This is a genomic window from Duganella paludis, from assembly GCF_054461335.1.
Genome location: NZ_CM136922.1, coordinates 3,974,049 through 3,997,270 on the forward strand (window position 1 = coordinate 3,974,049; position 23,222 = coordinate 3,997,270).

At 63.3% G+C, this 23,222-nt stretch carries 21 protein-coding genes; 10 read left to right on the forward strand and 11 right to left on the reverse strand.

Annotated features, from left to right (window positions below):
- Window positions 1-2: 2 nt before the first annotated feature.
- The 4 genes from ACXZ1M_RS17570 (at window position 3) to ACXZ1M_RS17585 (ending at window position 2,917) form a co-directional block, all read left to right on the forward strand.
- Entirely contained in the window at window positions 3-419 is a 417-nt protein-coding gene (locus tag ACXZ1M_RS17570) for a GTPase (protein WP_459048936.1), read from the forward strand.
- 100 nt (window positions 420-519) lie between these two features.
- Entirely contained in the window at window positions 520-777 is a 258-nt protein-coding gene (locus ACXZ1M_RS17575; RefSeq protein WP_373990501.1) for a BTH_I0359 family protein, read from the forward strand.
- Window positions 778-816: 39 nt separating this feature from the next.
- A complete protein-coding gene (locus ACXZ1M_RS17580) occupies window positions 817-1,590 on the forward strand; it encodes a class II glutamine amidotransferase (RefSeq protein ID WP_459048937.1) in 774 nt (257 codons plus the stop codon).
- Window positions 1,591-1,636: 46 nt separating this feature from the next.
- Window positions 1,637-2,917, forward strand: a complete 1,281-nt coding sequence (locus ACXZ1M_RS17585; protein WP_459048938.1) for an EAL and HDOD domain-containing protein — start codon at window positions 1,637-1,639, stop codon at window positions 2,915-2,917.
- 18 nt (window positions 2,918-2,935) lie between these two features.
- Here ACXZ1M_RS17585 and ACXZ1M_RS17590 read toward each other — a convergent pair whose 3' ends face one another.
- The 4 genes from ACXZ1M_RS17590 to ACXZ1M_RS17605 all read right to left on the reverse strand — a co-directional run bounded on the left by ACXZ1M_RS17590 (window position 2,936) and on the right by ACXZ1M_RS17605 (window position 9,897).
- Complete coding sequence (locus ACXZ1M_RS17590) at window positions 2,936-3,313, reverse strand: SPW repeat protein (RefSeq protein WP_459048939.1); 378 nt, start codon at window positions 3,311-3,313, stop codon at window positions 2,936-2,938.
- A 77-nt stretch (window positions 3,314-3,390) separates the two neighbouring features.
- The gene (gene metH / locus ACXZ1M_RS17595; RefSeq protein ID WP_459054038.1) at window positions 3,391-7,152 is read right to left on the reverse strand and encodes a methionine synthase; all 3,762 of its coding nucleotides are present in this window, start codon (window positions 7,150-7,152) and stop codon (window positions 3,391-3,393) included.
- Between the two features lie 151 nt (window positions 7,153-7,303).
- Window positions 7,304-7,894, reverse strand: coding sequence for a DsbA family protein (locus ACXZ1M_RS17600; protein WP_459048940.1), 591 nt, complete (start codon window positions 7,892-7,894; stop codon window positions 7,304-7,306).
- Window positions 7,894-9,897, reverse strand: coding sequence for a methyl-accepting chemotaxis protein (locus tag ACXZ1M_RS17605; RefSeq protein WP_459048941.1), 2,004 nt, complete (start codon window positions 9,895-9,897; stop codon window positions 7,894-7,896). Before ACXZ1M_RS17605 ends, ACXZ1M_RS17600 begins: the two co-directional genes overlap by 1 nt.
- 131 nt (window positions 9,898-10,028) lie before the next feature.
- Here ACXZ1M_RS17605 and ACXZ1M_RS17610 point away from each other — a divergent pair, with 131 nt between their 5' ends.
- Together ACXZ1M_RS17610 and ACXZ1M_RS17615 are read left to right on the forward strand one after the other, a co-directional pair.
- The gene (locus tag ACXZ1M_RS17610) at window positions 10,029-10,484 is read left to right on the forward strand and encodes a hypothetical protein (RefSeq protein WP_459048942.1); all 456 of its coding nucleotides are present in this window, start codon (window positions 10,029-10,031) and stop codon (window positions 10,482-10,484) included.
- On the forward strand, window positions 10,481-11,398 hold the full coding sequence (locus ACXZ1M_RS17615) for a DUF2145 domain-containing protein (RefSeq protein WP_459048943.1): 918 nt from the start codon (window positions 10,481-10,483) through the stop codon (window positions 11,396-11,398). The genes ACXZ1M_RS17610 and ACXZ1M_RS17615 overlap by 4 nt, the downstream gene beginning before the upstream one ends.
- Here the strand turns inward: ACXZ1M_RS17615 and ACXZ1M_RS17620 are convergent.
- The 6 genes from ACXZ1M_RS17620 to def form a co-directional block, all read right to left on the reverse strand.
- Complete coding sequence (locus ACXZ1M_RS17620; RefSeq protein ID WP_459048944.1) at window positions 11,379-12,068, reverse strand: FkbM family methyltransferase; 690 nt, start codon at window positions 12,066-12,068, stop codon at window positions 11,379-11,381. The genes ACXZ1M_RS17615 and ACXZ1M_RS17620 overlap by 20 nt on opposite strands.
- Window positions 12,069-12,076: 8 nt before the next feature.
- Window positions 12,077-13,363, reverse strand: a complete 1,287-nt coding sequence (locus tag ACXZ1M_RS17625) for a hypothetical protein (protein WP_459048945.1) — start codon at window positions 13,361-13,363, stop codon at window positions 12,077-12,079.
- Window positions 13,360-14,265, reverse strand: coding sequence for a hypothetical protein (locus ACXZ1M_RS17630; protein WP_459048946.1), 906 nt, complete (start codon window positions 14,263-14,265; stop codon window positions 13,360-13,362). Before ACXZ1M_RS17630 ends, ACXZ1M_RS17625 begins: the two co-directional genes overlap by 4 nt.
- A gap of 133 nt (window positions 14,266-14,398) precedes the next feature.
- Complete coding sequence (locus ACXZ1M_RS17635) at window positions 14,399-15,037, reverse strand: NAD(P)H-dependent oxidoreductase (protein WP_459048947.1); 639 nt, start codon at window positions 15,035-15,037, stop codon at window positions 14,399-14,401.
- 94 nt (window positions 15,038-15,131) lie between these two features.
- Window positions 15,132-16,085, reverse strand: coding sequence for a methionyl-tRNA formyltransferase (gene fmt / locus ACXZ1M_RS17640; RefSeq protein ID WP_459048948.1), 954 nt, complete (start codon window positions 16,083-16,085; stop codon window positions 15,132-15,134).
- A gap of 3 nt (window positions 16,086-16,088) precedes the next feature.
- Window positions 16,089-16,631 (reverse strand): peptide deformylase, encoded by a 543-nt coding sequence (gene def, locus ACXZ1M_RS17645; protein ID WP_459048949.1) that lies wholly within the window; start codon window positions 16,629-16,631, stop codon window positions 16,089-16,091.
- A gap of 173 nt (window positions 16,632-16,804) precedes the next feature.
- Here def and ACXZ1M_RS17650 point away from each other — a divergent pair, with 173 nt between their 5' ends.
- The 4 genes from ACXZ1M_RS17650 (at window position 16,805) to ACXZ1M_RS17665 (ending at window position 22,396) form a co-directional block, all read left to right on the forward strand.
- Window positions 16,805-17,905, forward strand: coding sequence for a LysM peptidoglycan-binding domain-containing protein (locus tag ACXZ1M_RS17650; protein WP_459048950.1), 1,101 nt, complete (start codon window positions 16,805-16,807; stop codon window positions 17,903-17,905).
- Window positions 17,906-17,913: 8 nt separating this feature from the next.
- Window positions 17,914-19,032, forward strand: coding sequence for a DNA-processing protein DprA (gene dprA, locus ACXZ1M_RS17655; protein ID WP_459048951.1), 1,119 nt, complete (start codon window positions 17,914-17,916; stop codon window positions 19,030-19,032).
- A 43-nt stretch (window positions 19,033-19,075) separates the two neighbouring features.
- Window positions 19,076-19,540, forward strand: coding sequence for a Smg family protein (locus ACXZ1M_RS17660; RefSeq protein ID WP_373990512.1), 465 nt, complete (start codon window positions 19,076-19,078; stop codon window positions 19,538-19,540).
- A 198-nt stretch (window positions 19,541-19,738) separates the two neighbouring features.
- Complete coding sequence (locus ACXZ1M_RS17665; RefSeq protein WP_459048952.1) at window positions 19,739-22,396, forward strand: DNA topoisomerase III; 2,658 nt, start codon at window positions 19,739-19,741, stop codon at window positions 22,394-22,396.
- A 29-nt stretch (window positions 22,397-22,425) separates the two neighbouring features.
- On the opposite strand, the gene ACXZ1M_RS17670 is transcribed toward ACXZ1M_RS17665, so the two are convergent.
- The gene (locus ACXZ1M_RS17670; protein ID WP_459048953.1) at window positions 22,426-23,166 is read right to left on the reverse strand and encodes a PEP-CTERM sorting domain-containing protein; all 741 of its coding nucleotides are present in this window, start codon (window positions 23,164-23,166) and stop codon (window positions 22,426-22,428) included.
- Window positions 23,167-23,222: the final 56 nt, after the last annotated feature.

Sequence of the window (23,222 nt, forward strand, 5' to 3'; positions counted from 1 at the left end):
CCATGGGCAGTCCAGACACCGGCGCCGTCCATCACCGGCCGCCGGTGCCCACCTGGCTGGTCACAGGCCCCCGCGCCGGCGCGCGCGAGGCGGCCATCGCGGCCCATCTGCCGAAAGAGGGGGGCAGCGTCATCATTCTGGAGGGTTTGTCGGACGGCGGTTCGGCCTTATCCTTTTACGAAGCAGATGGCCCTTTCCCCTACGAAATTGTTCCTGTTGTGTTACGGATCGCACCAGGCTGCCTTCATTGCAGCGGTAATCTCATTTTGCGAGTAACATTAAACCGTGTGCTGCGCCGTCCCCCCGCGCAGCTCTACATCAGCTTGGCCTCCGCCGAGCACCTGGAGCAGCTGCGTTCCTGGCTGTCCGAGGCGCCCTACGGGGCCTTGCTGGATTTGCAAGACGACATCGCGGCCTAGCCCCAGCCCGCTGATTGGCCTTGAAATGGCCCGCTTTCGGCCCCAAGTGGGTCTGGAGGCGGAAACGAAAGGTGTTTCGCCCCTTGTGAAAGGAAGCAAAATGAACCTGATCTACAACAGCGAGCAATACAGTGTTGTCGAATTCGGCGCCGACCGCAGCCTGGACGCATTGCGCTTCGGTGGCTACGAAATCGTCGACAAAGGCGGTAAGCGGGAAATCTTTATCGCCGGCATACTGGCCCAGCATTTCCGGCGCGACGTCAACGAACTGATCGCCGGCGAACCCACGATGGCGGAAATCGACGAGTTCCTGGGCAGCTACGATGCGCTGATGAGTCAGCCGGTGCTGCTGCATTAAACTTCACGGCGGTTGGCGCGTGGTGGTTATAATCACGCCATGTGCCAACTTCTAGGAATGAACTGCAATGTCCCGACCGACATTGTGTTCAGCTTTACCGGCTTCGCCATGCGCGGCGGCCACACCGACACCCACCACGACGGCTGGGGCATCGCCTTTTTCGAAGGCGCCGGCGTGCGTCACTTCGTCGATCACCAGGCCGCCATCGCCTCGCCGATCGCCGAGCTGATCAAGCGCTATCCAATCAAATCCACCAACGTCATCGCCCATATCCGCAAGGCCACGCAGGGCAAGGTTGCGCTGGAGAACTGCCATCCCTTCGTGCGCGAGCTATGGGGGCAGTATTGGGTGTTCGCCCATAACGGCGACCTCAAGGAATTCAATCCGCTGCTCAACGGTGCTTTCCGGCCGGTCGGCACCACCGACAGCGAGTTGGCGTTCTGTTACATCCTGCAACAGTTGCGCGCCCGCTTCGGCGAACAGCGCCCGCCGCTGGACCAGCTGCGCTCCGTGCTGGCCTCGCTCGTGCACGAGATCGCCACCCACGGCACCTTCAATATGATGTTGTCTTCGGGCGGCGAATTGTTCGCCCATTGTTCAACCAATCTGTTCTATCTGGTGCGCCAGCACCCGTTTGATACGGCAAAACTGTCCGATGAGGATGTCAGTGTCGATTTCGCCCAAGTCACCACGCCCAACGACCGGGTCGCCATCATCGTCACCCAGCCCCTCACCACCAACGAACAGTGGACGGCCTTCCTGCCGGGCGAACTGAAACTATTCATAGACGGGATCCCGCAAGCGGGAGATTGAGCTAAATTCGCAAGACATGGCCGCGCATTGCTGTCAAAATAGTCAAATGATCGATCTAAGCCTACATGACATTAGTCCCCGCAGCTTGCGCGTGCGTGAGTTCTATCTGGGCCGCCAGCCCATTTTGGACCGCAACCAGGCTTTGTTCGGCTATGAGTTGCTGTTCCGCAACGCTCCGGTGGGGCCTGCGCTGATCAGCAACGATTTGACGGCCACGGCGGCGGTGATCGCCCACGCCTCCCAGCTGGGCATGGAAAAAACCATCGGCGACGCCTTGGGCTTCGTCAACGTCGACGCCGACGTCATCATGAGCGACATCTTCCCCTTCCTGCCGCGCGAGAAGGTGGTGCTGGAGATTATCAACACCACCAAGGCCACGCCGCAGCTGCTGGCCCGCATCCAGGAGCTGGTCGGCCACGGCTTCAGCTTTGCGCTGGACGATATCACCGGCGAAAATGCCGACGTGCTGGAGTTGCTGCCGCTGGTCGACTACGTCAAGATGGACATGCGCAACACGCCGCTGTCGACGCTGATGAAGCTGGCGCCGCGCTTCCGCCAGGACAAGAAAAAGCTGGTGGCCGAGAAGGTCGAAACGCGCGAAGAATTCAAGAACTGCCTGGATCTGGGTTTCGACTACTTCCAGGGCTATTACTTCTCCAAGCCGGTCATCATGAGCGGCAAGAAGCTGTCGCCGTCGCAGCTGGCCGTGATGGAGTTGATGACCCTGGTCACCTCGGATGCCGACAACCAGGAAATCGAGCGCGCCATCAAGCGCGACGTGTCGCTGGCGCTGAACCTGCTGCGTCTGGTGAACACGCCGGCGGTGGGCGCGCGCCAGCGCATCGATTCGCTGAGCCAGGCCGTCACCATCCTCGGCCGCCGCCAACTGCAGCGCTGGCTGCAGATCATGCTGTACGCCGAGCCGAGCAAGCGCGGTCACAGCATGACGCCGCTGCTGATGCTGGCCACCACGCGCGGCCGCTTGATGGAACTGCTGGCCGGCAAGCTGCGGCCCAGCCAGCGCGAATCGGCCGATATCGCCTTCACGGTCGGCATCATGTCGCTGATGGATACGCTGTTCGGCATTACGATGCCGGAAATCCTGGAACAGGTGCCGGTCGGCGACGAGGTGCGCCAGGCGCTGCTGCTGCGCGACGGCTTCTTCGGCGACCTGCTCAAGCTGGTCGAGTGCATCGAGCGCATCGAGGAAATGGACGACCACATCGTGCCGACGCTGCGCGACCTCGCCATGTCCACCGATGACCTGGTGGAGCTGGAAATGGCCGCCTTCGAATGGAGCGACAACGTGGTGCGCTACGCCCTGTAACGCACCACGCCAGCGGTTTCAGGTTGCATGGCCTGCGCCCGGCCAATGCTTGACCAGTTCCGGATCGGTGCGCATTTCCCACAGCGCCAGCACCGCCACGGCAATGCCGACCACCAGCGAGTTCCATAGCAGTTCGGTGTTGTCGGCCATGCGCAGCACCCACGGCGACACCGCCACCCAGATCCCCACCAGCAGGTTGAGCACCACGGCCCAGAAGTAGGTCTTGTACAGGTCGCAGGCGGCCAGCACGACCATCACCGCGCCCGAGATGAACGCGGTCCAGGCCTGGAGGGAAGGGATCGGATAGCCGAAGACCCACGGCGTGATGAAGAACCACAGGCCCAGCAGCAAGATCAGCTGGTCTTGCCAGCGTTTGACGGACGGATTGTTTGCCATATTGCCTCCCAAATAGTGACGCCGCCGACTGGCGGCGTTCCTACTTAGTCAGGCCAGACCGGTGAAAGTTCACGGCCTCAGGAGAGGTTGGGGGCGAGCCAGCGCTCCATGTCGGCCTTGTCGGCGCCACGGCGCTTGACCATGTCGTTCAACTGGTCGTCGCCGATCTTGCCGACCACGAAGTACTTCGACTCCGGGTGCGCGAAGTAGAAGCCGGACACCGCCGCGCCTGGATACATGGCGAAGGAGTCGGTCAGCACCATGCCGATGTGTTCGGCCTGCATGGTGTTGAACATCTCGCGCTTGACGGTGTGCTCCGGGCAGGCAGGGTAGCCGGGCGCCGGACGGATGCCGACGTATTTCTCGCCGATCAGCTCTTCGTTGCTCAGCGTCTCGTTGGCGACGTAGCCCCACAGGTCGGTGCGCACGCGCTCGTGCAGGTATTCGGCGAAGGCTTCGGCCAGGCGGTCGGCCAGCGACTTGAGCATGATGGACGAGTAGTCGTCGTGCGCGTCTTCAAAGCGTTGTTCGTGCTTCTCGATGCCGAGACCGGCGGTGACGGCAAACATGCCGATGTAATCCTTGATGCCGGATTCCTTCGGGGCGATGAAGTCGGACAGGCACTGGTTCGGACGCTGCACGCCGTCCACCACCGGCTTGACGCCTTGCTGGCGCAGGCCGTAATAGGTGAAGTCCACGGTGCTGCGGGTGTCGTCGGTGTAGATCTCGATGTCGTCGTCGTTGACGGTGTTGGCCGGCAGCAGCGAAATGACGCCGTTGGCGGTCAGCCAGCGGCCGTCGATCAGCTTCTTCAGCATGGCCTGGCCTTCTTCGTACACCTTGCTGGCGGCTTCGCCCACCACTTCATCGGTGAGGATGGCGGGGAAGGGGCCGGCCAGGTCCCAGGTCTGGAAGAACGGACCCCAGTCGATGTACTTGGCGATAGTGGCGAGGTCGACGTTCTTGAACTCGCGGCGGCCGATGAACTTCGGCTTGACCGGGGCAAATTCCAGCTTCATCTTGTTGGCGCGGGCGTCGGCCAGCGACAGGATCGGCAGCGCCTTCTTGTTGGCGTGCTGCTCGCGGATGCGTTCGTAGTCCTGCGCCAGGTCGGTGATGTACTGGTCGCGCGATTCGGGCGTCAGCAGCGATTGCGCCACCGATACCGAGCGCGACGCATCCGGCACGTAGACCACCGGGCCGTCGTAGTTGTGGGCGATCTTCACCGCCGTGTGGGCGCGGCTGGTGGTGGCGCCGCCGATCAGCAGCGGGATCTTGAGCATGCGGAAGTGTTCGTCGCGCTGCATTTCCTTGGCCACGTGGGCCATCTCTTCCAGCGACGGCGTGATCAGGCCGGACAGGCCGATGATGTCGGCGTTCTCCACCTTGGCGCGCGCCAGGATCTCGGAGGCCGGCACCATCACGCCCATGTTGACCACTTCAAAGTTATTACATTGCAGGACCACCGACACGATGTTCTTGCCGATGTCGTGCACGTCGCCCTTGACGGTGGCGATGACGATCTTGCCCTTCGGCTTGGCGACGATGCCGGTGCGCGCTTCCTCGGCTTTCTTCTCTTCCTCGATGTAGGGGATCAGGTGGGCCACGGCCTGCTTCATCACGCGCGCCGATTTGACCACCTGCGGCAGGAACATCTTGCCCTGGCCGAACAGGTCGCCGACGATGTTCATGCCATCCATCAGCGGGCCTTCGATCACGTGGATAGGACGGCCGTTGGCGGCGGCGACCTGCGCGCGCATCTCTTCGGTGTCGTCGGTGATGAACTGGGTGATGCCGTGCACCAGCGCGTGCGCCAGGCGCTTCTCGACCGGGGCGTTGCGCCATTCGAGGTTGGCGGCGTCCTGCTTGCCGGCGCCGGCTTTCAGCGTGCCGGCGATTTCGATCATGCGTTCGGTGGCGTCGTCGCGGCGGTTCAGCACCACGTCTTCCACGCGTTCGCGCAGTTCGGCCGGCAGGTCGTCGTAGACGCCGACCATGCCGGCGTTGACGATGCCCATGGTCATGCCGGCTTTGATGGCGTGGTACAGGAACACGGTGTGGATCGCTTCGCGCGCCGGGTCGTTGCCGCGGAACGAGAACGAGACGTTGGACACGCCGCCGGAAATCTTCGCGTGCGGCAGGTTGTCCTTGATCCAGCGGGTGGCGTTGATGAAGTCGACCGCGTAGTTGTTGTGCTCTTCGATGCCGGTGGCGATGGCGAAGATGTTCGGGTCGAAGATGATGTCTTCCGGCGGGAAGCCGACGCTGTTCACGAGCAGCTTGTAGGCGCGTTCGCAGATTTCGATCTTGCGCTCGAAGGTGTCGGCCTGGCCTTTTTCATCGAAGGCCATGACGATCACGGCGGCGCCGTAGCTCAGGCACAGCTTGGCCTGGCGGATGAATTCTTCTTCGCCTTCCTTCATCGAAATGGAGTTGACGATGGACTTGCCCTGCACGCATTTCAGGCCCGCTTCGATCACCGACCATTTCGACGAGTCGATCATGATCGGCACGCGCGAGATGTCCGGTTCCGAGGCGATCAGGTTGAGGAAGCGGGTCATCGCCGCTTGCGAGTCCAGCATGGCCTCGTCCATGTTGATGTCGATGACCTGGGCGCCGTTTTCCACCTGCTGACGCGCCACGCTCAGGGCTTCGTCGTACTGCTCGTTCAGGATCATGCGGGCGAAGGCCTTGGAGCCGGTGACGTTGGTGCGCTCGCCGACGTTGACGAACAGCGAGTCGTCGTCGATGGTGAACGGCTCCAGGCCCGACAGGCGCTGCGCCACCGGCACGTGCGGCACGGCGCGCGGCGTCACCGGCGACAGGATCTCGCCGATGGCCTGGATGTGGTCGGGCGTGGTGCCGCAGCAGCCGCCGGCGACGTTGATGAAGCCCGCTTCGGCGAACTCCTTCAGCAGCGCCGAGGTGTCGGCCGGCAGTTCGTCGAAGCCGGTGTCGCTCATCGGGTTGGGCAGGCCGGCGTTGGGGTAGATGCAGACGTAGGTGTCGGCGATCTGCGACAGCTCTTCGGCGTAGGGGCGCATCAGCGCCGCGCCGAGCGCGCAGTTCAGGCCGATGGTCAGCGGCTTGGCGTGGCGCACCGAATTCCAGAAGGCCGGCACGGTCTGGCCGGACAGGATGCGGCCGGAGGCGTCGGTCACGGTGCCGGAGATCATCAGCGGCAGGCGTTCCTGTTGCGGGTGCTCGGCGTAGAACTTGTCGATGGCGAACAGCGCGGCCTTGCAGTTCAGCGTGTCGAAGATGGTTTCCACCAGCAGCAGGTCGACGCCGCCTGCGATCAGGCCCTTGGTTTGTTCAAAGTAGGCGTCCACCAGTTGGTCGAAGGTGACATTGCGGGCGGCCGGGTCGTTGACGTCGGGCGAGATCGAGGCGGTCTTCGGCGTCGGGCCGAGGGCGCCGGCGACGAAGCGCGGCTTGTCCGGCGTGCTGTACTTGGCGGTGGCGGCGCGCGCCAGCTTGGCCGCCTGCACGTTCATCTCATAGGCCAGCTCGCCCATGTAGTAATCGTCCTGGGCGATCGAGGTGGCGCCGAAGGTGTTGGTCTCGATGATGTCGGCGCCGCCGGCCAGGTAGCGCTCATGGATCTCCTGGATCACGTGCGGCTGGGTCAGCGTCAGCAGCTCGTTGTTCCCTTTGACGAACAGCTCGCGCGCGCCGCTGTTGGCGGGGGCGGCGAAGTCGATGAAGCGGCCGGACGGGCCGCCGCGATACGCGGTTTCATCGAGTTTGTACTGTTGAATAATGGTGCCCATGGCGCCGTCGAGGATCATGATGCGGCGCGCGAGGATCTCGCGCAGCTGCGCATCGGTCTTGGACATGACGGTATGGGACACGGTGTTATTCATTTGTTATCTCTAAGGTCGTGGAGAGGCGCGCCCCGTAGCAGAGGGCGGTCTAAGATTATACGGCATCCCTGAATAAGCTTCAGCCAAGCGCTGCATCGCCGCAACAATCTGCCCTTTGCACCGCTCAGGTGCGGGCGGCGAGGGCGAGGGCGTCAGTCAGGCGGTCGTTGCCCCAGTACATTTCGGGGCCGACGAAGAAGGTGGGGGCGCCGAAGATGTGGAGGGTGCGGGCTTCGTCGGTGCGGGCGCGCAGGCGTTCCTTGTTGTCGGCCGACTGCGCCGCCCTCAGGATGGCGTGCGCCTCCAGCCCGATGCCGGTGAGGATGGCGGCGATGCAGTCTTCGTTGCCGATGTCCTCGTCATGCTCGAAGTTGGCCAGCATGACGCGCGCGCAAAACTCCGCCATCCACGGCTGGTGCTCGCCCAGCAGCGCCACGCGCGCCGCCAGCAGCGAACGGCGCGGGAACTCGGACGGCTGGCGCCACGGCAAATCGTATTTGGCGCATTCGCGTGGCATGTCCAGCCACACATAGTCGCCCTTGTTCTTTTGCAGCACGAACGGCGAGTTGTCCCAGCCCTGTTCCTTGAAGATAGGTCCTAGCAGAAACGGTTTCCACTGCACCGCCACCTCGTGCTGCCGCGCCAGCCGCAGCACGCTCAGGTAGCTGTAATTGCTGGCGAAGTCGAACCAGCAGGTGAGTTCCGGCCGCGACATCAGCGCGCCTGGCTCAGTTGCAGCGGTTTGCCGCGCAACTTCGGCGGCGCAGACAGTCGCGGACCGCTGTTGTCGTCCAGCTTGAAGATGCTCATCGACGCCACCAGCGCCTGCGCCTGTTCCTGCAGGCTGGCCGAAGCCGCCGCAGTCTGCTCCACCAGCGCGGCGTTCTGCTGCGTCATGTCGTCCATCTGCGTGACGGCCTGGTTGACCTGCTCGATGCCGGCGCCCTGTTCGGCCGAGGCGGTGGCGATGTCGCTCATGATGTGGGTGATGCGCTCGACGCTGGCGACCACTTCGCCGATGGCCTTGCCGGCCTGCTCGGCCAGCAGGTTGCCGGCATCTACCTTTTCCACGCTGGCGCCGATCAGGTCCTTGATCTCCTTGGCCGCCGCCGCCGAGCGTTGCGCCAGGTTGCGCACTTCGCTGGCCACCACCGCGAAGCCACGGCCCTGTTCGCCGGCGCGCGCCGCTTCCACCGCCGCGTTCAGGGCCAGGATGTTGGTCTGGAAGGCGATGCCGTCGATGACCCCGATGATGTCGACGATGCGGTGCGAGCTGGCGTTGATCTCGCCCATGGTCCGCACCACCTGCGCCACCACGTCGCCGCCCTTGGTCGCCACGGTCGAGGCGTCGCCCACCAGCAGATTGGCCTGGCGCGCATTCTCGGCGTTCTGCTTGACGGTGGAGGTCAGCTCCTCCATCGAGGAGGCGGTTTCTTCCAGGTTGGACGCCTGCGACTCCAACCGGCTGGAGACGTCGGCGTTGCCGCTGGCGATGTCGCGGGTGGCGGCGTCGATGTTGTCGATGCTGCTGCGCACGTCGCGCACGATGGTGCGCAGGCTGTCGTTCATCTCGCGCAGCGCGCGCAGCATTTGCCCGACCTCGTTCGGCGCGCCGACGTCGAAGTCCGACACCAGGTCGCCGCGCGCCACGCTTTGCGCCACCGTGATGGCGTTTTGCAGCGGCACCGTGACCGAGCGCGAAATCATGCGCGCCACCAGCCCGGCCAGCGCCAGCAACGCGGCCATGCAGCCCAGCATCAGCCAACGCGTGCGGTGGAAGGCGGCGATCTTGTCGCTCATCATGACCATCAGTTCAGCGTTGGCTGCGCTGTTGAGCTTGAATTGCAGGTCGATGGTCTGGGTCGCCAGCGTGACGTAGTCGGGCGCCGGATAGTCCAGCGTTTCCTTGGCCAGGATTTGCTCGCCGGCCAGCCGTGTCAACGCCGAGGCCGCCGCGTTTGCTTCCACCATCAGCGGCCCGAGCAGCTTGGTGATGGCGGGATTGTAGTTGCCGGCCTTGTCGAAGGCGGTGCGGGTTTGGTCCAACCGGTCGTTGATGCGGCCGAGCGTGGACGACAGGGCGATGCGCTCCTCCGAGGTGGCGGCCTTGCGCGCCAGCAAGCCGGCGCCGAGCGCGCGCGTGCGGCCCAGCTCTTCCGTCAGATAGGGCAGCTGGTAGTACATGGATTGGATCAGCTGGTAGCTGTCGCGGTCGGGGTCGAGGCTGAGGCCGAAGTGGTCGCCCACCCGGTCGTTCAGCTTGAGCAGTTGCGGCACCAGCGCGCTGTGCGCGGTGAAGCTTTGCGCCGCCGTCAGGCTCTTGCCGCTGACGCCGGCGCGCAAGCTTTCCCAGTCGCGCCGGGCCTTGCTCCAGATTTCATCGACGGCCGGATTCTGCATGGCCTTCACCAGCGCATCGACCTTGGCGTAGGCCTGGTCGGCCTCGGCCTGCTTGGTTTGCCGCTTGTCGTCGCTGCCGGCCACGCCGCCCAGCGTCAGTGCCGACAGGCCGCGATGCTGCTGGGTCAACTGAATGGTTTTCAAGACCTCGGCAACCTGGGGCAATCCTTGTTGCTCGCTTTCGTAGGCGTCCAGGCCTTTGGCGGCCTCCCGCACGTAGAAGAAGGTCGGGATGCTGGCCAGCAGCAGGGCGATGACGCTGAGGATCAGAAACTTGTGCGCCAGACGCAGCTGGCTGAGAAAGGAATAGCTGTTCATTGCGAATCTCCTGAAGAGCGGCAAGCTGGATTCATCATATGCCTGAACCGGTGAGAATCGGAGAGATTTCTTTCTATGCGCCACCTTTTTGTGGCGTAAAATTCCTCATTTACCGAGCTGAGGAAGTGTTGATGAAATTCCAATTACGTTTGATCGTCGGCGTCGCCGCCCTGGGTCTGGCCTTGGGCGCGCAGGCGGAAAGCTTTGCCTCGTCGGCGTCGAGCGCCGGCTCCGCGTCCAGCGGTAGCGTGTCCGATTCCTTGTCGGGCTCCAGCAACAGCTCGAAAAACGACCGCAAGGTGGCCGACGGCGACTACCGCATCATCCAGATCGCCGCCACGCCGGAGCGCGCCGGCCGCACCCGCCTCACCCTGGCGACCCAGGAGCAGGGCGCGGAACAGCGCGTCGTGCTCGACCTGCCGCACGCGACCTTCGAGCAGCAGCAACTGGCCGTAGGCGACGCGATTCATGCGCGCAACCGCGTCTACGGGCTGGAGTTCGCCCGCGTCGACAATCGCCAGCCGTTCTACCTGGTGCTGGCCGATGAGTGGTACGGCGAACTGGCTTCCCGTCCGCTGAGCCTTTGAAGCGATTCGGCGCGCCGGCCTTGTGCCTGGCCCTGCTGCTGCCGTTGCTGCTGGTGACGGCGGGCGAGGCCAGCGCATCGTCGGCGCGCTTTTGCGACCGCTCGCAGGAACTGAGCGCCGCCGAGCAGAGCCGCCTGCTGCGCTTTGCCGCCGTGCTGCGCGACGAGCTGGCCGCCAGCGACGACAGCGTGGCGCTGGTCAGCCGCTCCGGACTGGACCTGTCGCGCTTCAACATCCGCTATTCGCACGCCGCCCTGGCCTGGCGTTCGGAGCAGGGCCTGTGGTCGGCACGCCAGCTGTACTACGCCTGCGATGAAGGCCGCCCGCGCATCTACGACCAGGGCTTGGCCGGTTTCGCCATGGGCACCGACGATCCGGCGCTTGGCTACCTGAGCATCGTGCGGCTGCCGCCGCAGGCGGTGCTGGCGCTGCGGCCGGCGCTGCTCGACACGCCGCGTGCGCTGCATCTGCTGGCGGCGCAATACAGCGCCAACGCCTATGCGTACAGCCTGCGCTACCAGAACTGCAATCAATGGCTGATGGAGATGCTGGCCGCCGGCTGGGGCGACCTGGCCGATGGCGAGGATTTGCGGCAGCGCGCGCAAGCCTGGTTGCGCGATGCCGGCTATGCGCCGCCGCCGGTGCAGGTCGGCTCGCGTTTCTGGATGCTGGCGTCCTATTTTGTGCCGCTGCTGCACCTTAACGACCATCCTGATGAAGACCGTGCCGCGCTCAAGCTGCACGTCAGTCTGCCAGCCACCATCGAAGAATTTGTTCGCGCCCGCTTTCCGCAAAGCGAGCGTGTTGAGCTGTGCCACGACGATCAGCAGGTCGTCATCCATCGCGGCTGGACGCCGATTGCCGAGGGCTGCAAGCCCACCGAGGGCGACCGCGTCATATCCCTGGCCGATTAAGCCCTGCCCGCCACGCCGAGCTGCGTGCATGCAGGCCGGGAAACGCCGCTGAGCGGACATAGCAATCGTCGATGAACACCGCTGTTACGAAGATGTAGCCACGCGCTTCCAGGAAGCGCCGGATGGCCAGCCGCGCCGGCTGATGGTTGTGTTCGACGGTGATGACGTTGAAGGTATGTCGCGCGAACGGAAAACTTTTCAACAGCCGCAGTTCGCTGCCTTCGGTGTCGAGGCTCCAGTAATCGATGACCGGCGGCGCCTTCGATAACGAGAGTGCGGTCTCCAGCGTCATGGTGCGCTTGGTGACCAGGGGCGGCATGCCATCGGCATCGAGCGGCAGGCGCTGGTTGTTGACGGCATGGGCCAGCTGCTCGCGGCTGAAGGCGTCGATCAGGCCGCCGAGCGTGCCGGCCGCCTCCAGGAACGGCAGGTCGGCCACGCGGTCGAACAGGCAGGCGTTCAGGCAAGCGCAGTTGCGCGCGCGGATCAGCTTTTGATAGAAGCGCGTGTTGGGCTCGACGCACAGGCCGCGCCAACCGAAGTCGCGCTCCAGTAGTTGCGTATTGCTGCTTCGAATGCCGTCGGCCGCGCCGGTGTCGAGAAAGAAGCCATCGCGCTTGCCGTTCAACAGCTGCAGCACCAGGCGGTCCTGGCCGAATTGCGAGGGCATGTCGTACCTCAGGCCAGGTGGCGGCTGAAGGCGTGCGAGCGCCACGCGCTGGCCTGCCTGCTCCAGCGCGATGCAAGGTCCGGCCGGCTGGACAGCGAGCGATGAAGATCGTCGTGCTCGCGGTGGCCGTACAGCATGGTGACGTTGATGCGGTGGTGTTCGAATCCCGGCTTGAAATGCACGGCGTGCGTGCCATGGAACAGGTCGGAGTTGAACATCACGCAGCGGTTCTGCCGGTAGGGGATATAGGTTTCCTGCGCGCGGTTCTCGCGCAGAAAGGCTTTGATGATGTCGGTCCGGCCGTTGTAGGTGTGGAAGTCCCATGACTGCGGCGCATCGACGTCGTAGATCTTCATGCCGCCGGTGGCGGGATCAAGGTTGCTGGCCTCGGGTGTCAGCCAGAAATTGACGTTGACGGCGGCAAAGTCGGCGTGCAGGTTGACGTCCGCCGGCAGGTCGCCGGCATTCTTGAAGCCCCAGATCTGGCGCAGCGGATAGCGCGGCGTGATCACGCGCGGCAGCGCTGCGCGCAGCTCTTCGGCGATCTGTAGCAGCAGCGCGCAGTTGAAGCCGTCCTGGAAGAAGGCGCCGAAGCGATCGTAGGCGTAGCGGATGCCGGTCCAGACGGTGGCCTGCATGGCGAAGCTGTGCAGGGCCGTCAGCGCTTCCGGCGTCAGGAAGTTGTCGATGACTACCAGTCCTTCGCCACGGTCGAGGAAGCGTTCCTCGATTTCGCGTGGACGCCATTCGGGCGACAGTGCGCGTGACACACAGCCGGCCTCGGGCAAGTGGATGATGCGGTTGTAGACATTGCCGATCAGGGCGCGTTCGGCGCCGCGCAATGGTTTGCGCGCGTCGGCCTGGCCGCTGGCGCAGAGCCGTTCGGCGAGCGCGGTGTAGGCGGCGATGGTCGCGTCAAAGCGCGCATCCAGCACGCCGATGCTGCGCAGGTAGCCGAATTGGCCGGCGTCGTGGCGCAGCTTGCTGACGGTCAGGATATCGCGCGGCACACGCGGCAAGGCCGCATCTTCGTCGATGCGATGCGGGTAGAACCGGCTGTGCCAGCGGTAGGCCATCAGCTTGCCCAGTTGTTCCATCAGCTTGAAGTTGCTGCGCTCCATCGCGCGTTCCAGCTCCTGCTGCGCCCAGCGGAAGGCGGGCTGGCCGGTCGCCAGTTCGCGGCGCCAGGCTTCGTGGGCGAGGTCGATGTGTCCGGCGTTCAGCAGCTCCAGGATGCGGCTGCGCTGGTCTTGCGTGCCGGCGCCGTTTTCTGGAAGCAGGTCGGCAAGGTTCATGGCCGTTCGCCGCCGATTTCGGACCAGAACGCGTCCAGGGCGCCGGCGCGGATCAATTGCCGCGCGTAGGCGGTCAATGCTTCGAGGGTGATCACCACGTGACTGGTGCCCAGGAAACGTTCGGTGTTGAGCGTGGTGGCCGTGGTGATTGGCGAGCGTGTCATGCCGGTGTGCGTGAACGGCGTGGTGCTGGATTGCGTTTGGGAGGTGCTTTGGGTGATGTAGGTTTTCCAGGTGACGGCAGTCAGCGTGCCGCTGAGATCGGTGGCGTCGGTCGCATCCGTGGCATCGGTGGCGTCCGTCCCGGTCGTGTCGGTGCCGGTGCTATCGGTTCCGGTGGAGTCCGTGCCTGTGGAATCTGTGCCGGTGCTGTCGGTGGCGTCGGTGCCGGTGCTATCAGTGGCGTCATCGGTGCTATCGTCAGTGGCGTCGTCGGTGCCGGTGCTATCGGTTGCGTCATCGGTGCCGTCTTCGCCGATGTGGTGCCAGTGGCCGAAGATCGCTTGCAGCCAGTCGTTGTCGAGACGGACGCGCACGCCGTCGTTCAAGGCGAAGTGCGACAGCGCGGAGACGACGTGGTGGGCCCGCTGCTCGATGACGGCGATGGAAAAATCCTTGACGAACGATTCCCGCGTAATCGGCTTGTCGCCACGGCGCATGGAATAGTCCCGGAACCAGGAGATCAGGTAGTTGTTGGCCAGGCAGGAGTAGATCAGGTAGTTCATCGCCGCCGCTTCGTCGGGCGCGATGCGCTTGCCGTTGATGTATTCCGAAGTGATCTGCGCCGGGTCGGTGATGAATTGCTCGCGCAGCAGGAAGTCCGACGCGAGCGCGCGGAACAAGGCATCGAGGCGCCGCTGCAACGCCAGCTGTTTCCTTGAGCCAGTAATGTTGGCAATCATGATGCCTCCTCAACGATATTGATGGAGGATCAATTCTGGATCTTTGAATGTTGAGTGAGTTTGATCTATCCCAAGCGTGCGCGTGGCAAGCGGGAGAAAACGGCCGCGCGGTGCTCCGGCGGCCGTGTCGGCATCAAGCCAGTTCGGTCACGAACTTGTCGCGTGGACGGCGCACTTTTTTCAGGTTGACCAGCCAGTCGCCTTCTTCTTCGCGATAGCCGATCGGCAGGATCACCACGCTGCGCAGATTGCGCTCCTGCAGCGACAGGATCTGGTCGACGGCGGCTGGGTCGAAGCCTTCCATCGGCGTCGCGTCCACGCCTTCAAACGCCGCCGCCACCATGCCCACGCCCAGGGCGATGTAAGCCTGACGTGCAGCGGCATCGAAGTTGGCGGCGTCGCCGCGCGCGGCGACGATGCCGATCAGCTGCTTGCGGTAGGCTTCCCAGCCTTCGTTGATGAAGCCGCGCACTTCGTTGGTCAGGTCGAACATCATGTTGATGCGTTCCGGCGTGATGTTGTCCCATGCCGCGAACACCAGCAGGTGCGAAGCGTCGGTCACTTGCGACTGGCCCCACGCCACTTCGCGGATCTTGGCGCGCAGTTCGGGATTTTTCACCACGAACACTTCAAACGGCTGCAGACCGCTGGAGGTCGGCGCCAGGCGCACCGCTTCCAGGATGCGCTCCAGCGTCGCTTCGTCCACTTTTTTGGCGGGATTGTATTTCTTGGTGGCGTAGCGCCAGTTCAGCTTGTCGATTACTGCGGTCATATTCGCTCCGGTTGGTTTGGGCCCCGCACCAGGCGGGCGGGGCAGCAAACCATCATAGCGAATCTGCCGGAAACGTGCAGGCGACGGCCGATTTTCAGGAGAAGTTCAGGCCTTCGAGCGGGAAGCCCTTGATGAACTCGGCCGCAGGCAGGCGCTTGCCACCCGGTTTTTGCAACTGGGTCAGGCGCAGCGCGCCGGTGCCGCAGGCGACCACGATGCCGTGCTGCGCATCGGCCGACAGCACTGTGCCGGCCGGCGCGTTGCCGCCGTCGAGCACTTCCGCGCCCCACAGCTTGACGTGCACGCCGTTGACGGTGCCGTAGGCGCCGGGGAAGGGATTGAAGGCGCGGATCTTGCGGCCGATATCCACCGCCGATTGCGTGAAGTCCAGCGCCGCTTCTTCCTTGCTGATCTTGGCCGCGTAGTTGACGCCTTCTTCCGGCTGCACCACGGCTTCCAGCTGGTTGTGCTGCAGCTTGTTCAGCGCGTCGACGATCATCTTGCCGCCCAGCGCGGCCAGCTTGTCGTGCAGGCTGCCGGTGGTGTCGCCGTCTTCAATGGCGACGCGCTCGATCAGCAGCATCGGGCCGGTGTCCAGGCCTTCTTCCATCTCCATGATGGTGATGCCGGTCTCGGTATCGCCCGCTTCGATGGCGCGGTGGATCGGCGCGGCGCCGCGCCAGCGCGGCAACAGCGAACCGTGGATGTTCAGGCAAGGCTTGATGTCGAGCGTGCTGCGCGGCAGGATCAGGCCGTAGGCCGCCACCACCATCACATCGTAAGGCGTCGACAGCAGGCGCTGGTGCGCGGCCAGGGCTTCCTCGGCGCGCTGCGGGTCTTTGCTGTCCATGCGCAGCGACAGCGGCTGCAGCACTTCAATGCCTTTCGACAGCGCGTATTGCTTCACTGCGGAAGGCTGCAGTTGCATGCCGCGACCGGCAGGGCGATCCGGCTGGGTCAGCACCAGCGGGATCTCGAAGCCGGCCTCATGCAGTGCTTGCAGGGCCGTGGCGGCAAATTCCGGCGTGCCGGCGAAGATGACTTTCATGACTTAGAAACGACGACCCTGGGCGCGCAGCTGGGCTTCGCGTTCCATGCCGCGTTCTTCCTTCTGCAGCTTGGTCTTGATGCGGTTGCGCTTCAGCGGCGACAGGTATTCAACGAAGACCTTGCCCTTCAGGTGGTCCATCTCGTGCTGGATGCACACGGCCAGCAGGCCGTCGGCGTCCACTTCGAACGGCTGGCCCTTGACGTCAAAGGCGCGCACTTTTACTTTGGATGGACGCTCGACGCCATCGTACACGCCCGGCACCGACAGGCAGCCTTCGTCGTAGACTTGCTTGTCGTCGCTGCTCCAGAGAATTTCCGGATTGATGTAGGCGACCAGCGCGTTCTTTTCTTCGGTGATGTCGATCACCACCACTTGCTCGTGCACATCGACCTGCGACGCGGCCAGGCCGATGCCCGGCGCTTCGTACATGGTCTCGGCCATGTCGGCGACCAGCTTCTCCAGACGCTCGTCGAACACGGTGACTGGCGCCGCAACCTTGTGCAGGCGCGGATCGGGGTAACGCAAAATATTTAAGATAGCCATGATAACTAAGTGAAAACTATGTGATTGCCCTGCTAATTAAAGCGACAACGGCGCCAGTGACGGTACGCGGTTTCGCTTGCTAGTTCAGGGTTTTATGGGCAGAATTTGATTCAATTTGGCAAGCTTTCCTGCTTCGCTGCCGTGTGCTTGCGGCGCACTTACTGGATCTATTAATGAAAAATTTTAGCACAGTCAGTACCCGCTTAGCATTGGCCGCCTTGTTTAGCGTCGCTGCGGCGGCCTCGGCCGCGCCACTGAAATGCGAATTCCGGCCCGACGCGCCGGACAAACACGTGGTGGTCAAGGGCGACACCCTGTGGGACATTTCCGGCGCCTTTCTGCGCCAGCCCTGGTGCTGGCCGACCGTGTGGGGCATGAACCGCGACGAAATCGCCAACCCGCACTGGATTTATCCGGGCCAGGTGATCTGGTTCGACCGCGCCGCTGGCCGCCTGCGGCTGGGCACGCAGTTGAACGACGGCCTCAACGATCCGTCGACCACGCAAAAGCTGGAACCGCGCGTGCGCACCGAAGGCCTGGGCAAGGACGCCGTGCCGTCGATCCCGCCCGGCGTGATCGAACCCTTCCTGACCCAGCCTTTGATTATCGAGGATGACGAACTGAAGAGCGCCCCGCGCATCATCGCCACGCAGGAGGGCCGCGTGTTCCTGGGCAAGGGCGACAAGGCCTATGTGCGCGGCGACCTGAAAGGCAACAGTTCCTTCCAGGTGTTCCGTCCTGGCGCGCCGCTCAAGGACCCCGTCACCAAACAGGTGATCGGCTACGAAGCCTTCTATTTAGGCACGCTGAAATTGCAGGCTGAGGCCAAGCCCGGCGTGGGCAGCGACGTGCACACCTTCAGCGTCTCCACCGCCAACCAGGAAATGGGCAAGGGCGACCAGCTGCGCGCCGTGCCGCCGACACCGATGCAGAACTACGCGCCGCATCCGCCCGGCAAGGCGGTCGATGCACGGGTGGTGGCGGTCTACGGCGGCGTCACGCACGCCGGCCAGAACCAGGTGGTGAGCATTAATCGCGGAAAGCTTGACGGACTCGATATCGGCTCCGTGCTGCAGCTGTACCATGCGGGAAGAACTGTGAGCGATTCCACCGGCCAGAAAAGCTGGTTGGGGCGCGAGCAGCAGGTCAAGCTGCCGGATGAGGAAGTGGGCAGCTTGTTTATCTTCCGCGTGTTCAACCATATTTCCTACGGCTTGATCATGCAGGTGACGGCGCCGGTTGAGGTGGGCGACGTCGCCAAGTCGCCGGAGTAAACCGTGCCGTGCAAGCCACGGAATCCATTGCCGAATTGACCAGGCCAGCGCTGGCGGGCTGGCTGCGTCTGCAACAGACCGGCGGCGTCGGCCTGTTGACCGCGCACAAGCTGCTGGACGCGCTCGGCACCCCGCAAGCCATCTTCGAAGCCAGCCGCACCCGCCTGCTGGACATCGTCACGCCGCGCCAGGCCGACGCCTTGCTGGCGCCGCCGGCAGCGGCGCTCGAGGCGCAACTGGACGCCGTGCAGGCCTGGCAGGCGCTACCCGGCAACCGCCTGTTGCCGCTCGACCATCCCGATTATCCCAACGAACTGCGCGAGATCGTCGCCGCGCCGCTGATGCTGTACCTCAAGGGCCGGGCCGAACTGCTGCCGCGCCGCTCGGTGGCGGTGGTCGGTTCGCGCAACGCCAGCCGCCAGGGCGTGCTGAACGCCCAGCACATGGCGCAAACCCTGTCCGACGCCGGCCTGGTGATCGTCTCCGGGCTGGCGCTGGGCATCGATGCGGCGGCCCACGAAGGCGCGCTCGGCGGCCCCGGCGGCACCATCGCCGTGCTGGGCACCGGCATTGACCGCATCTACCCGGCCCGCAACGGCGCGCTGGCGCGCCGCATCGCCGAGGAGGGCTGCGTGGTCAGCGAATACGCGCTGGGCACGCCGCCCACGCGCGACAACTTCCCGCGCCGCAACCGCATCATCAGCGGCCTGGCGCGCGGCGTGCTGGTGGTGGAGGCGGCCGCCAAATCCGGTTCCCTGATCACCGCGCGGCTGGCGGTGGCTCAGGGCCGCGATGTGTACGCCGTCCCCGGATCGATTCATGCGACACTAGCCAAAGGTTGTCACCAATTGATCAGGGAAGGCGCCAGGCTGGTGGAATCCGGCGCCGACGTGCTGGCCGAGTTGCAGATGCTGGCCGATGGCCAGGCCGGCGCGCGCGCCGCGCTGGACGACAGTTTCGTCGATCGCGTGCTGGAGGCCATGGGCGCCGATCCGGTGCAAGCCGACGTGCTGGCCGTGCATCTGAACGAAACGGCCGGTGAGTTGCAAGGCCAGTTGCTGGCGCTGGAACTGGCCGGGCTGCTGGAACGTTTGCCAGGGGGAATGTTTCAACGCCTGCGGGCATGAACAGTACTTGTCTCCGATTCGTTTTAACTGATAGAGTAGAGCCATGTTCGACGTCCTTGTTTATCTCTACGAGACCTATTACCGCCCCGATGCCTGTCCTGAACCGGCCGCATTGGCCAAGAAGCTGTCGGCCGTCGGTTTTGACGACGTCGAGATCTCCGAGGCGCTGGTGTGGTTGACCGACCTGACGGCCATCGCCGGCGAGGAGCAGGCGCTGACGGCGTCTTCCACCGGCACGCGCTTTTATGTCGAAGAGGAAACCGACGCCCTCGGCTCGGCCGCCATCGGTTTCATCCAGTTCCTGGAATCGGCCAAGGTGCTGTCGCCGCTGCAACGCGAAATCGTCATCGAACGCGCGCTGGCGCTGGAAGAGATGCCGGTCTCGCTGGGCAAACTCAAGGTGATCGTCCTGATGTTGCTGTGGAGCCAGGGCAAGGAGCCCGACGCGCTCATGTTCGACGACCTGTTCGGTTCGGACGAAGACCAGGCGCCCCGCCTGTTGCATTAATGTCCGACTGGACTTCCCTATAAGCAATTTATCGGGCCATAATCGGCCCTATGCCGCATGGCGCTTGCAGTCGGCCAAACAATCCGCTTATTATTGGCGCTTTGACAAGACTGTGACGCAAACATGTAGATTGCGGCGCGATCCATGTATGATGCGCATGCTAATCCCCACCAAGTGTTAAAAACGAGATACTAAAATATGAGCAAAACCCTCATCATCGCCGAAAAACCGTCTGTCGCGAATGACATCGCGAAGACGCTGGGCGGCTTCACCAAGCACGATGAGTACTTTGAATCCGACGAGTACGTGTTGTCCTCCGCCGTCGGTCACCTGCTGGAAATCGCCGTCCCCGAAGAACACGACGTCAAGCGCGGCAAATGGAGTTTCGCGCACCTGCCGATGATCCCGCCGTACTTCGCGCTGAACCCGATCGCCAAGACCGAAGCGCGCCTCAAGGTGCTGAACAAGCTGATCAAGCGCAAGGACGTCACCGGCCTGATCAACGCATGTGACGCGGGCCGCGAAGGAGAACTGATCTTCCGCCTGATCGCCCAGAACGCCAAGGCCAAGCAACCGGTCCAGCGCCTGTGGCTGCAGTCGATGACGCCGGCCGCGATCCGCGACGGCTTCACCCACCTGCGCAGCGACGAAGACATGATGCCGCTGGCCGACGCCGCGCGCTGCCGCTCGGAAGCGGACTGGCTGATCGGCATCAACGGCACCCGCGCCATGACCGCCTTCAACTCGAAAGAGGGCGGCTTCTACCTGACCACCGTGGGCCGCGTGCAAACGCCGACCCTGTCGATCGTGGTCGAGCGCGAAGAAAAGATCAAGAAATTCGTCTCGCGCGACTTCTGGGAAGTGCGCGCCGAATTCGTCTGCGCCGCCGGCGTGTACGAAGGCCGCTGGCTCGACACCAAGTTCAAGAAGGACGAGACCGACCCTGAAAAACGCGCCGAGCGCCTGTGGAGCAAGGCTGCGGCCGACTCCATCGCGCTGGCCGTGCGCGGCAAGCAGGGCGTGGTCACCGAAGAAGCGAAGCCGACCACCTCGATGGCGCCGGGCCTGTTCGACCTGACCAGCCTGCAGCGCGAAGCCAACTCGCGCTTCGGCTTCTCGGCCAAGAACACGCTGGGCCTGGCCCAGGCGCTGTACGAAAAGCACAAAGTGCTGACCTACCCGCGTACCGATTCGCGCCACCTGCCGGAAGATTACATCCCGACCGTGCTGCAGGCGCTGGAAGTGGTCAAGGAAAATCCGAACTACCACCAGTTCGCCAAGCAGATCATCGACAAGAAGTGGGTCAAGCCGAACAAGCGCATCTTCGACAACAGCAAGATCTCGGATCACTTTGCGATTATTCCGACCACCATCGCGCCGAAGAACCTGTCCGAGCCGGAACAGAAACTGTACGACCTGGTGACGCGCCGCTTCATGGCGGTGTTCTTCCCGCCGGCGGAATTCCAGGTCACCACCCGTTACACGGAAGTGTCCGGCCATCAGTTCAAGACTGAAGGCAAGGTCATGACCAATCCGGGCTGGCTGGCGATCTACGGCAAGGAAGCTTCGACCGACGACGACAAGGAAGGCAATGCCAACGGCAACCTGGTGCCGGTCGCCAAGGGCGAGAAGGTCTTGACCGATACCGTCAACCCGAACGGCCTGGTCACCAAGCCGCCTGCACGCTACACCGAGGCGACGCTGCTGTCCGCCATGGAAGGCGCGGGCAAGCTGGTGGAAGACGACGAGCTGCGCGACGCCATGGCCGGCAAGGGCCTGGGCACGCCGGCAACGCGCGCCGCCACCATCGAGGGCCTGCTGAGCGAGAAGTATCTGCTGCGCGAAGGCCGCGAGCTGATGCCGACCGCCAAAGCGTTCCAGCTGATGACGCTGCTGCGCGGCCTGGGCGTGAACGAACTGACCGCGCCCGAGCTGACCGGCGAGTGGGAATACAAGCTGTCGCAGATGGAGAAGGGCAAGATCTCGCGTGAGGAATTCATGCGCGAGATCGCGCAAATGACGCAGATCATCGTCAAGCGCGCCAAGGAATACAACAACGATACGATTCCCGGTGACTACCACACCATGGTCACTCCGTGCCCGAATTGCGGCGGCGTGGTCAAGGAAAACTATCGCCGCTTCGCCTGCACCAAGTGCGAATTCTCGATGAGCAAAACGCCGGGTGGCCGCCAGTTCGAAATCGAGGAAGTGGAACAGTTGCTGAAGGACCGCACCATCGGCCCGCTGCAAGGCTTCCGCTCGAAGATGGGCCGTCCATTCGCGGCGATCCTGCGCATCGTGCGTGACGAGGACATCAAGAACTTCAAGCTGGAGTTCGACTTCGGCCAGAACGATGATTCGGAAGATTCGGAACCGGTCGACTTCACCGGCCAGACGGCCTTGGGGCCTTGCCCCAAGTGCGCCGCGGGCGTGTACGAAATGGGTCTGGCGTATGTTTGCGAGCACAGCATGGCCAAGCCGAAGACGTGCGATTTCCGCAGCGGCCGCATCATCCTGCAACAGGAGATTTTGCCTGAGCAGATGGCCAAGCTGCTCAACGACGGCAAGACCGACCTGCTGCCGGGCTTCGTCTCACAGCGCACCCGTCGTCCGTTCAAGGCCTTCCTGGTGAAGGGCAAGGACGGCAAGATCAGCTTCGAGTTCGAAGAACGCAAAGCCAAAGCGCCGGCCAAAGGCAAGGCTGCAGCGGCGGATGCCGACGACGGCGCGGAAGAGAAAAAAGCCCCGGTGAAAAAAGCCGCAGCGGTGAAAAAGCCGGCGGCCAAAAAAGCCGCAGCGAAGAAGCCGGCGGCCAAGAAAGCAGCCCCTAAAAAGGCTGCCGCCACGGCAGAGTAAAAAACGGGACCTTCGGGTCCCGTTTTTTATTATGACTTCGATCGACGTCTTGCTGAAGCGAGGATTACCAGACCGCAAATGAGCATGGCGTAAGTTTCAGGCTCAGGCACCGGCGCTGCGAAGCTTTGGCCTGCGGCGCTGACGAAGAGACCGAGTCGGCCATCCAGTTGGGAATCGCCAGAGCTAAATGTTACGTTGAGCACTTTGCTTTGATTGCGGTCGTAGTAGGCGAAAATGCTATCGTCGAGATAAGTCTCATACAGGTCGCCAGGGTTGGTTTTGTACGCGGCAAAGAGCTGAGCGTAGGCGTCCATCGCCACACCAGGTTTGTCTTCTGCATTGATGCTGCCGTAGCCCATGATGACTGCGGCTGTGTTTGGCGTCAGTGCGAAGTTCCATTGAACAATCGCGTCAGAGGAAAAGCGTGGCGACAGGCCACTGACGTTGGTCACTGCCGACGCCGTCTTGCCATCGTAACCGGAAGTCGCGTTACCGGTGGCATTCCCGACATGGGCGGTTCCCGCGTAATTGATAATGTCGACAGGATCTGGATAACCGGACCCATCCGGGTATGCTGCGGTAGCGATCCAATAGTGGGAATTGGTCAGTGTTAGGCTCGGCGTGATGCCATCATTGAGGTCAAGATCAATCAGGGTATAAGTGAAGCTGGACAGCGTAGCGGAGGCAGTACCTTGAGCATGACTTGCCGACATGGCTGCAGTGGCGAGCAAGCCCAAACCTGCGATACCGGCGATTTTTTTCCAATCCATATGAATCCCCTAATAATATTGAATTTTTTTTAATAGCAACCACAATATTGCAGAAA

Excerpts from the sequence above, each read along its gene's own strand:
- ACXZ1M_RS17580 (WP_459048937.1), top strand. The coding sequence starts at position 817 with ATGTGCCAACTTCTAGGAATGAACTGCAATGTCCCGACCGACATTGTG.
- ACXZ1M_RS17650 (WP_459048950.1), top strand. The coding sequence starts at position 16,805 with ATGAAAAATTTTAGCACAGTCAGTACCCGCTTAGCATTGGCCGCCTTG.
- ACXZ1M_RS17570 (WP_459048936.1), top strand. The coding sequence starts at position 3 with ATGGGCAGTCCAGACACCGGCGCCGTCCATCACCGGCCGCCGGTGCCC.
- ACXZ1M_RS17630 (WP_459048946.1), bottom strand. The coding sequence starts at position 14,265 with ATGATTGCCAACATTACTGGCTCAAGGAAACAGCTGGCGTTGCAGCGG.
- ACXZ1M_RS17660 (WP_373990512.1), top strand. The coding sequence starts at position 19,076 with ATGTTCGACGTCCTTGTTTATCTCTACGAGACCTATTACCGCCCCGAT.
- metH (WP_459054038.1), bottom strand. The coding sequence starts at position 7,152 with ATGTCCAAGACCGATGCGCAGCTGCGCGAGATCCTCGCGCGCCGCATC.
- ACXZ1M_RS17665 (WP_459048952.1), top strand. The coding sequence starts at position 19,739 with ATGAGCAAAACCCTCATCATCGCCGAAAAACCGTCTGTCGCGAATGAC.
- ACXZ1M_RS17605 (WP_459048941.1), bottom strand. The coding sequence starts at position 9,897 with ATGAACAGCTATTCCTTTCTCAGCCAGCTGCGTCTGGCGCACAAGTTT.
- ACXZ1M_RS17600 (WP_459048940.1), bottom strand. The coding sequence starts at position 7,894 with ATGTCGCGGCCGGAACTCACCTGCTGGTTCGACTTCGCCAGCAATTAC.
- ACXZ1M_RS17620 (WP_459048944.1), bottom strand. The coding sequence starts at position 12,068 with ATGCCCTCGCAATTCGGCCAGGACCGCCTGGTGCTGCAGCTGTTGAAC.
- ACXZ1M_RS17610 (WP_459048942.1), top strand. The coding sequence starts at position 10,029 with ATGAAATTCCAATTACGTTTGATCGTCGGCGTCGCCGCCCTGGGTCTG.
- ACXZ1M_RS17590 (WP_459048939.1), bottom strand. The coding sequence starts at position 3,313 with ATGGCAAACAATCCGTCCGTCAAACGCTGGCAAGACCAGCTGATCTTG.
- ACXZ1M_RS17585 (WP_459048938.1), top strand. The coding sequence starts at position 1,637 with ATGATCGATCTAAGCCTACATGACATTAGTCCCCGCAGCTTGCGCGTG.
- ACXZ1M_RS17635 (WP_459048947.1), bottom strand. The coding sequence starts at position 15,037 with ATGACCGCAGTAATCGACAAGCTGAACTGGCGCTACGCCACCAAGAAA.
- ACXZ1M_RS17670 (WP_459048953.1), bottom strand. The coding sequence starts at position 23,166 with ATGGATTGGAAAAAAATCGCCGGTATCGCAGGTTTGGGCTTGCTCGCC.
- ACXZ1M_RS17625 (WP_459048945.1), bottom strand. The coding sequence starts at position 13,363 with ATGAACCTTGCCGACCTGCTTCCAGAAAACGGCGCCGGCACGCAAGAC.
- fmt (WP_459048948.1), bottom strand. The coding sequence starts at position 16,085 with ATGAAAGTCATCTTCGCCGGCACGCCGGAATTTGCCGCCACGGCCCTG.
- def (WP_459048949.1), bottom strand. The coding sequence starts at position 16,631 with ATGGCTATCTTAAATATTTTGCGTTACCCCGATCCGCGCCTGCACAAG.
- ACXZ1M_RS17575 (WP_373990501.1), top strand. The coding sequence starts at position 520 with ATGAACCTGATCTACAACAGCGAGCAATACAGTGTTGTCGAATTCGGC.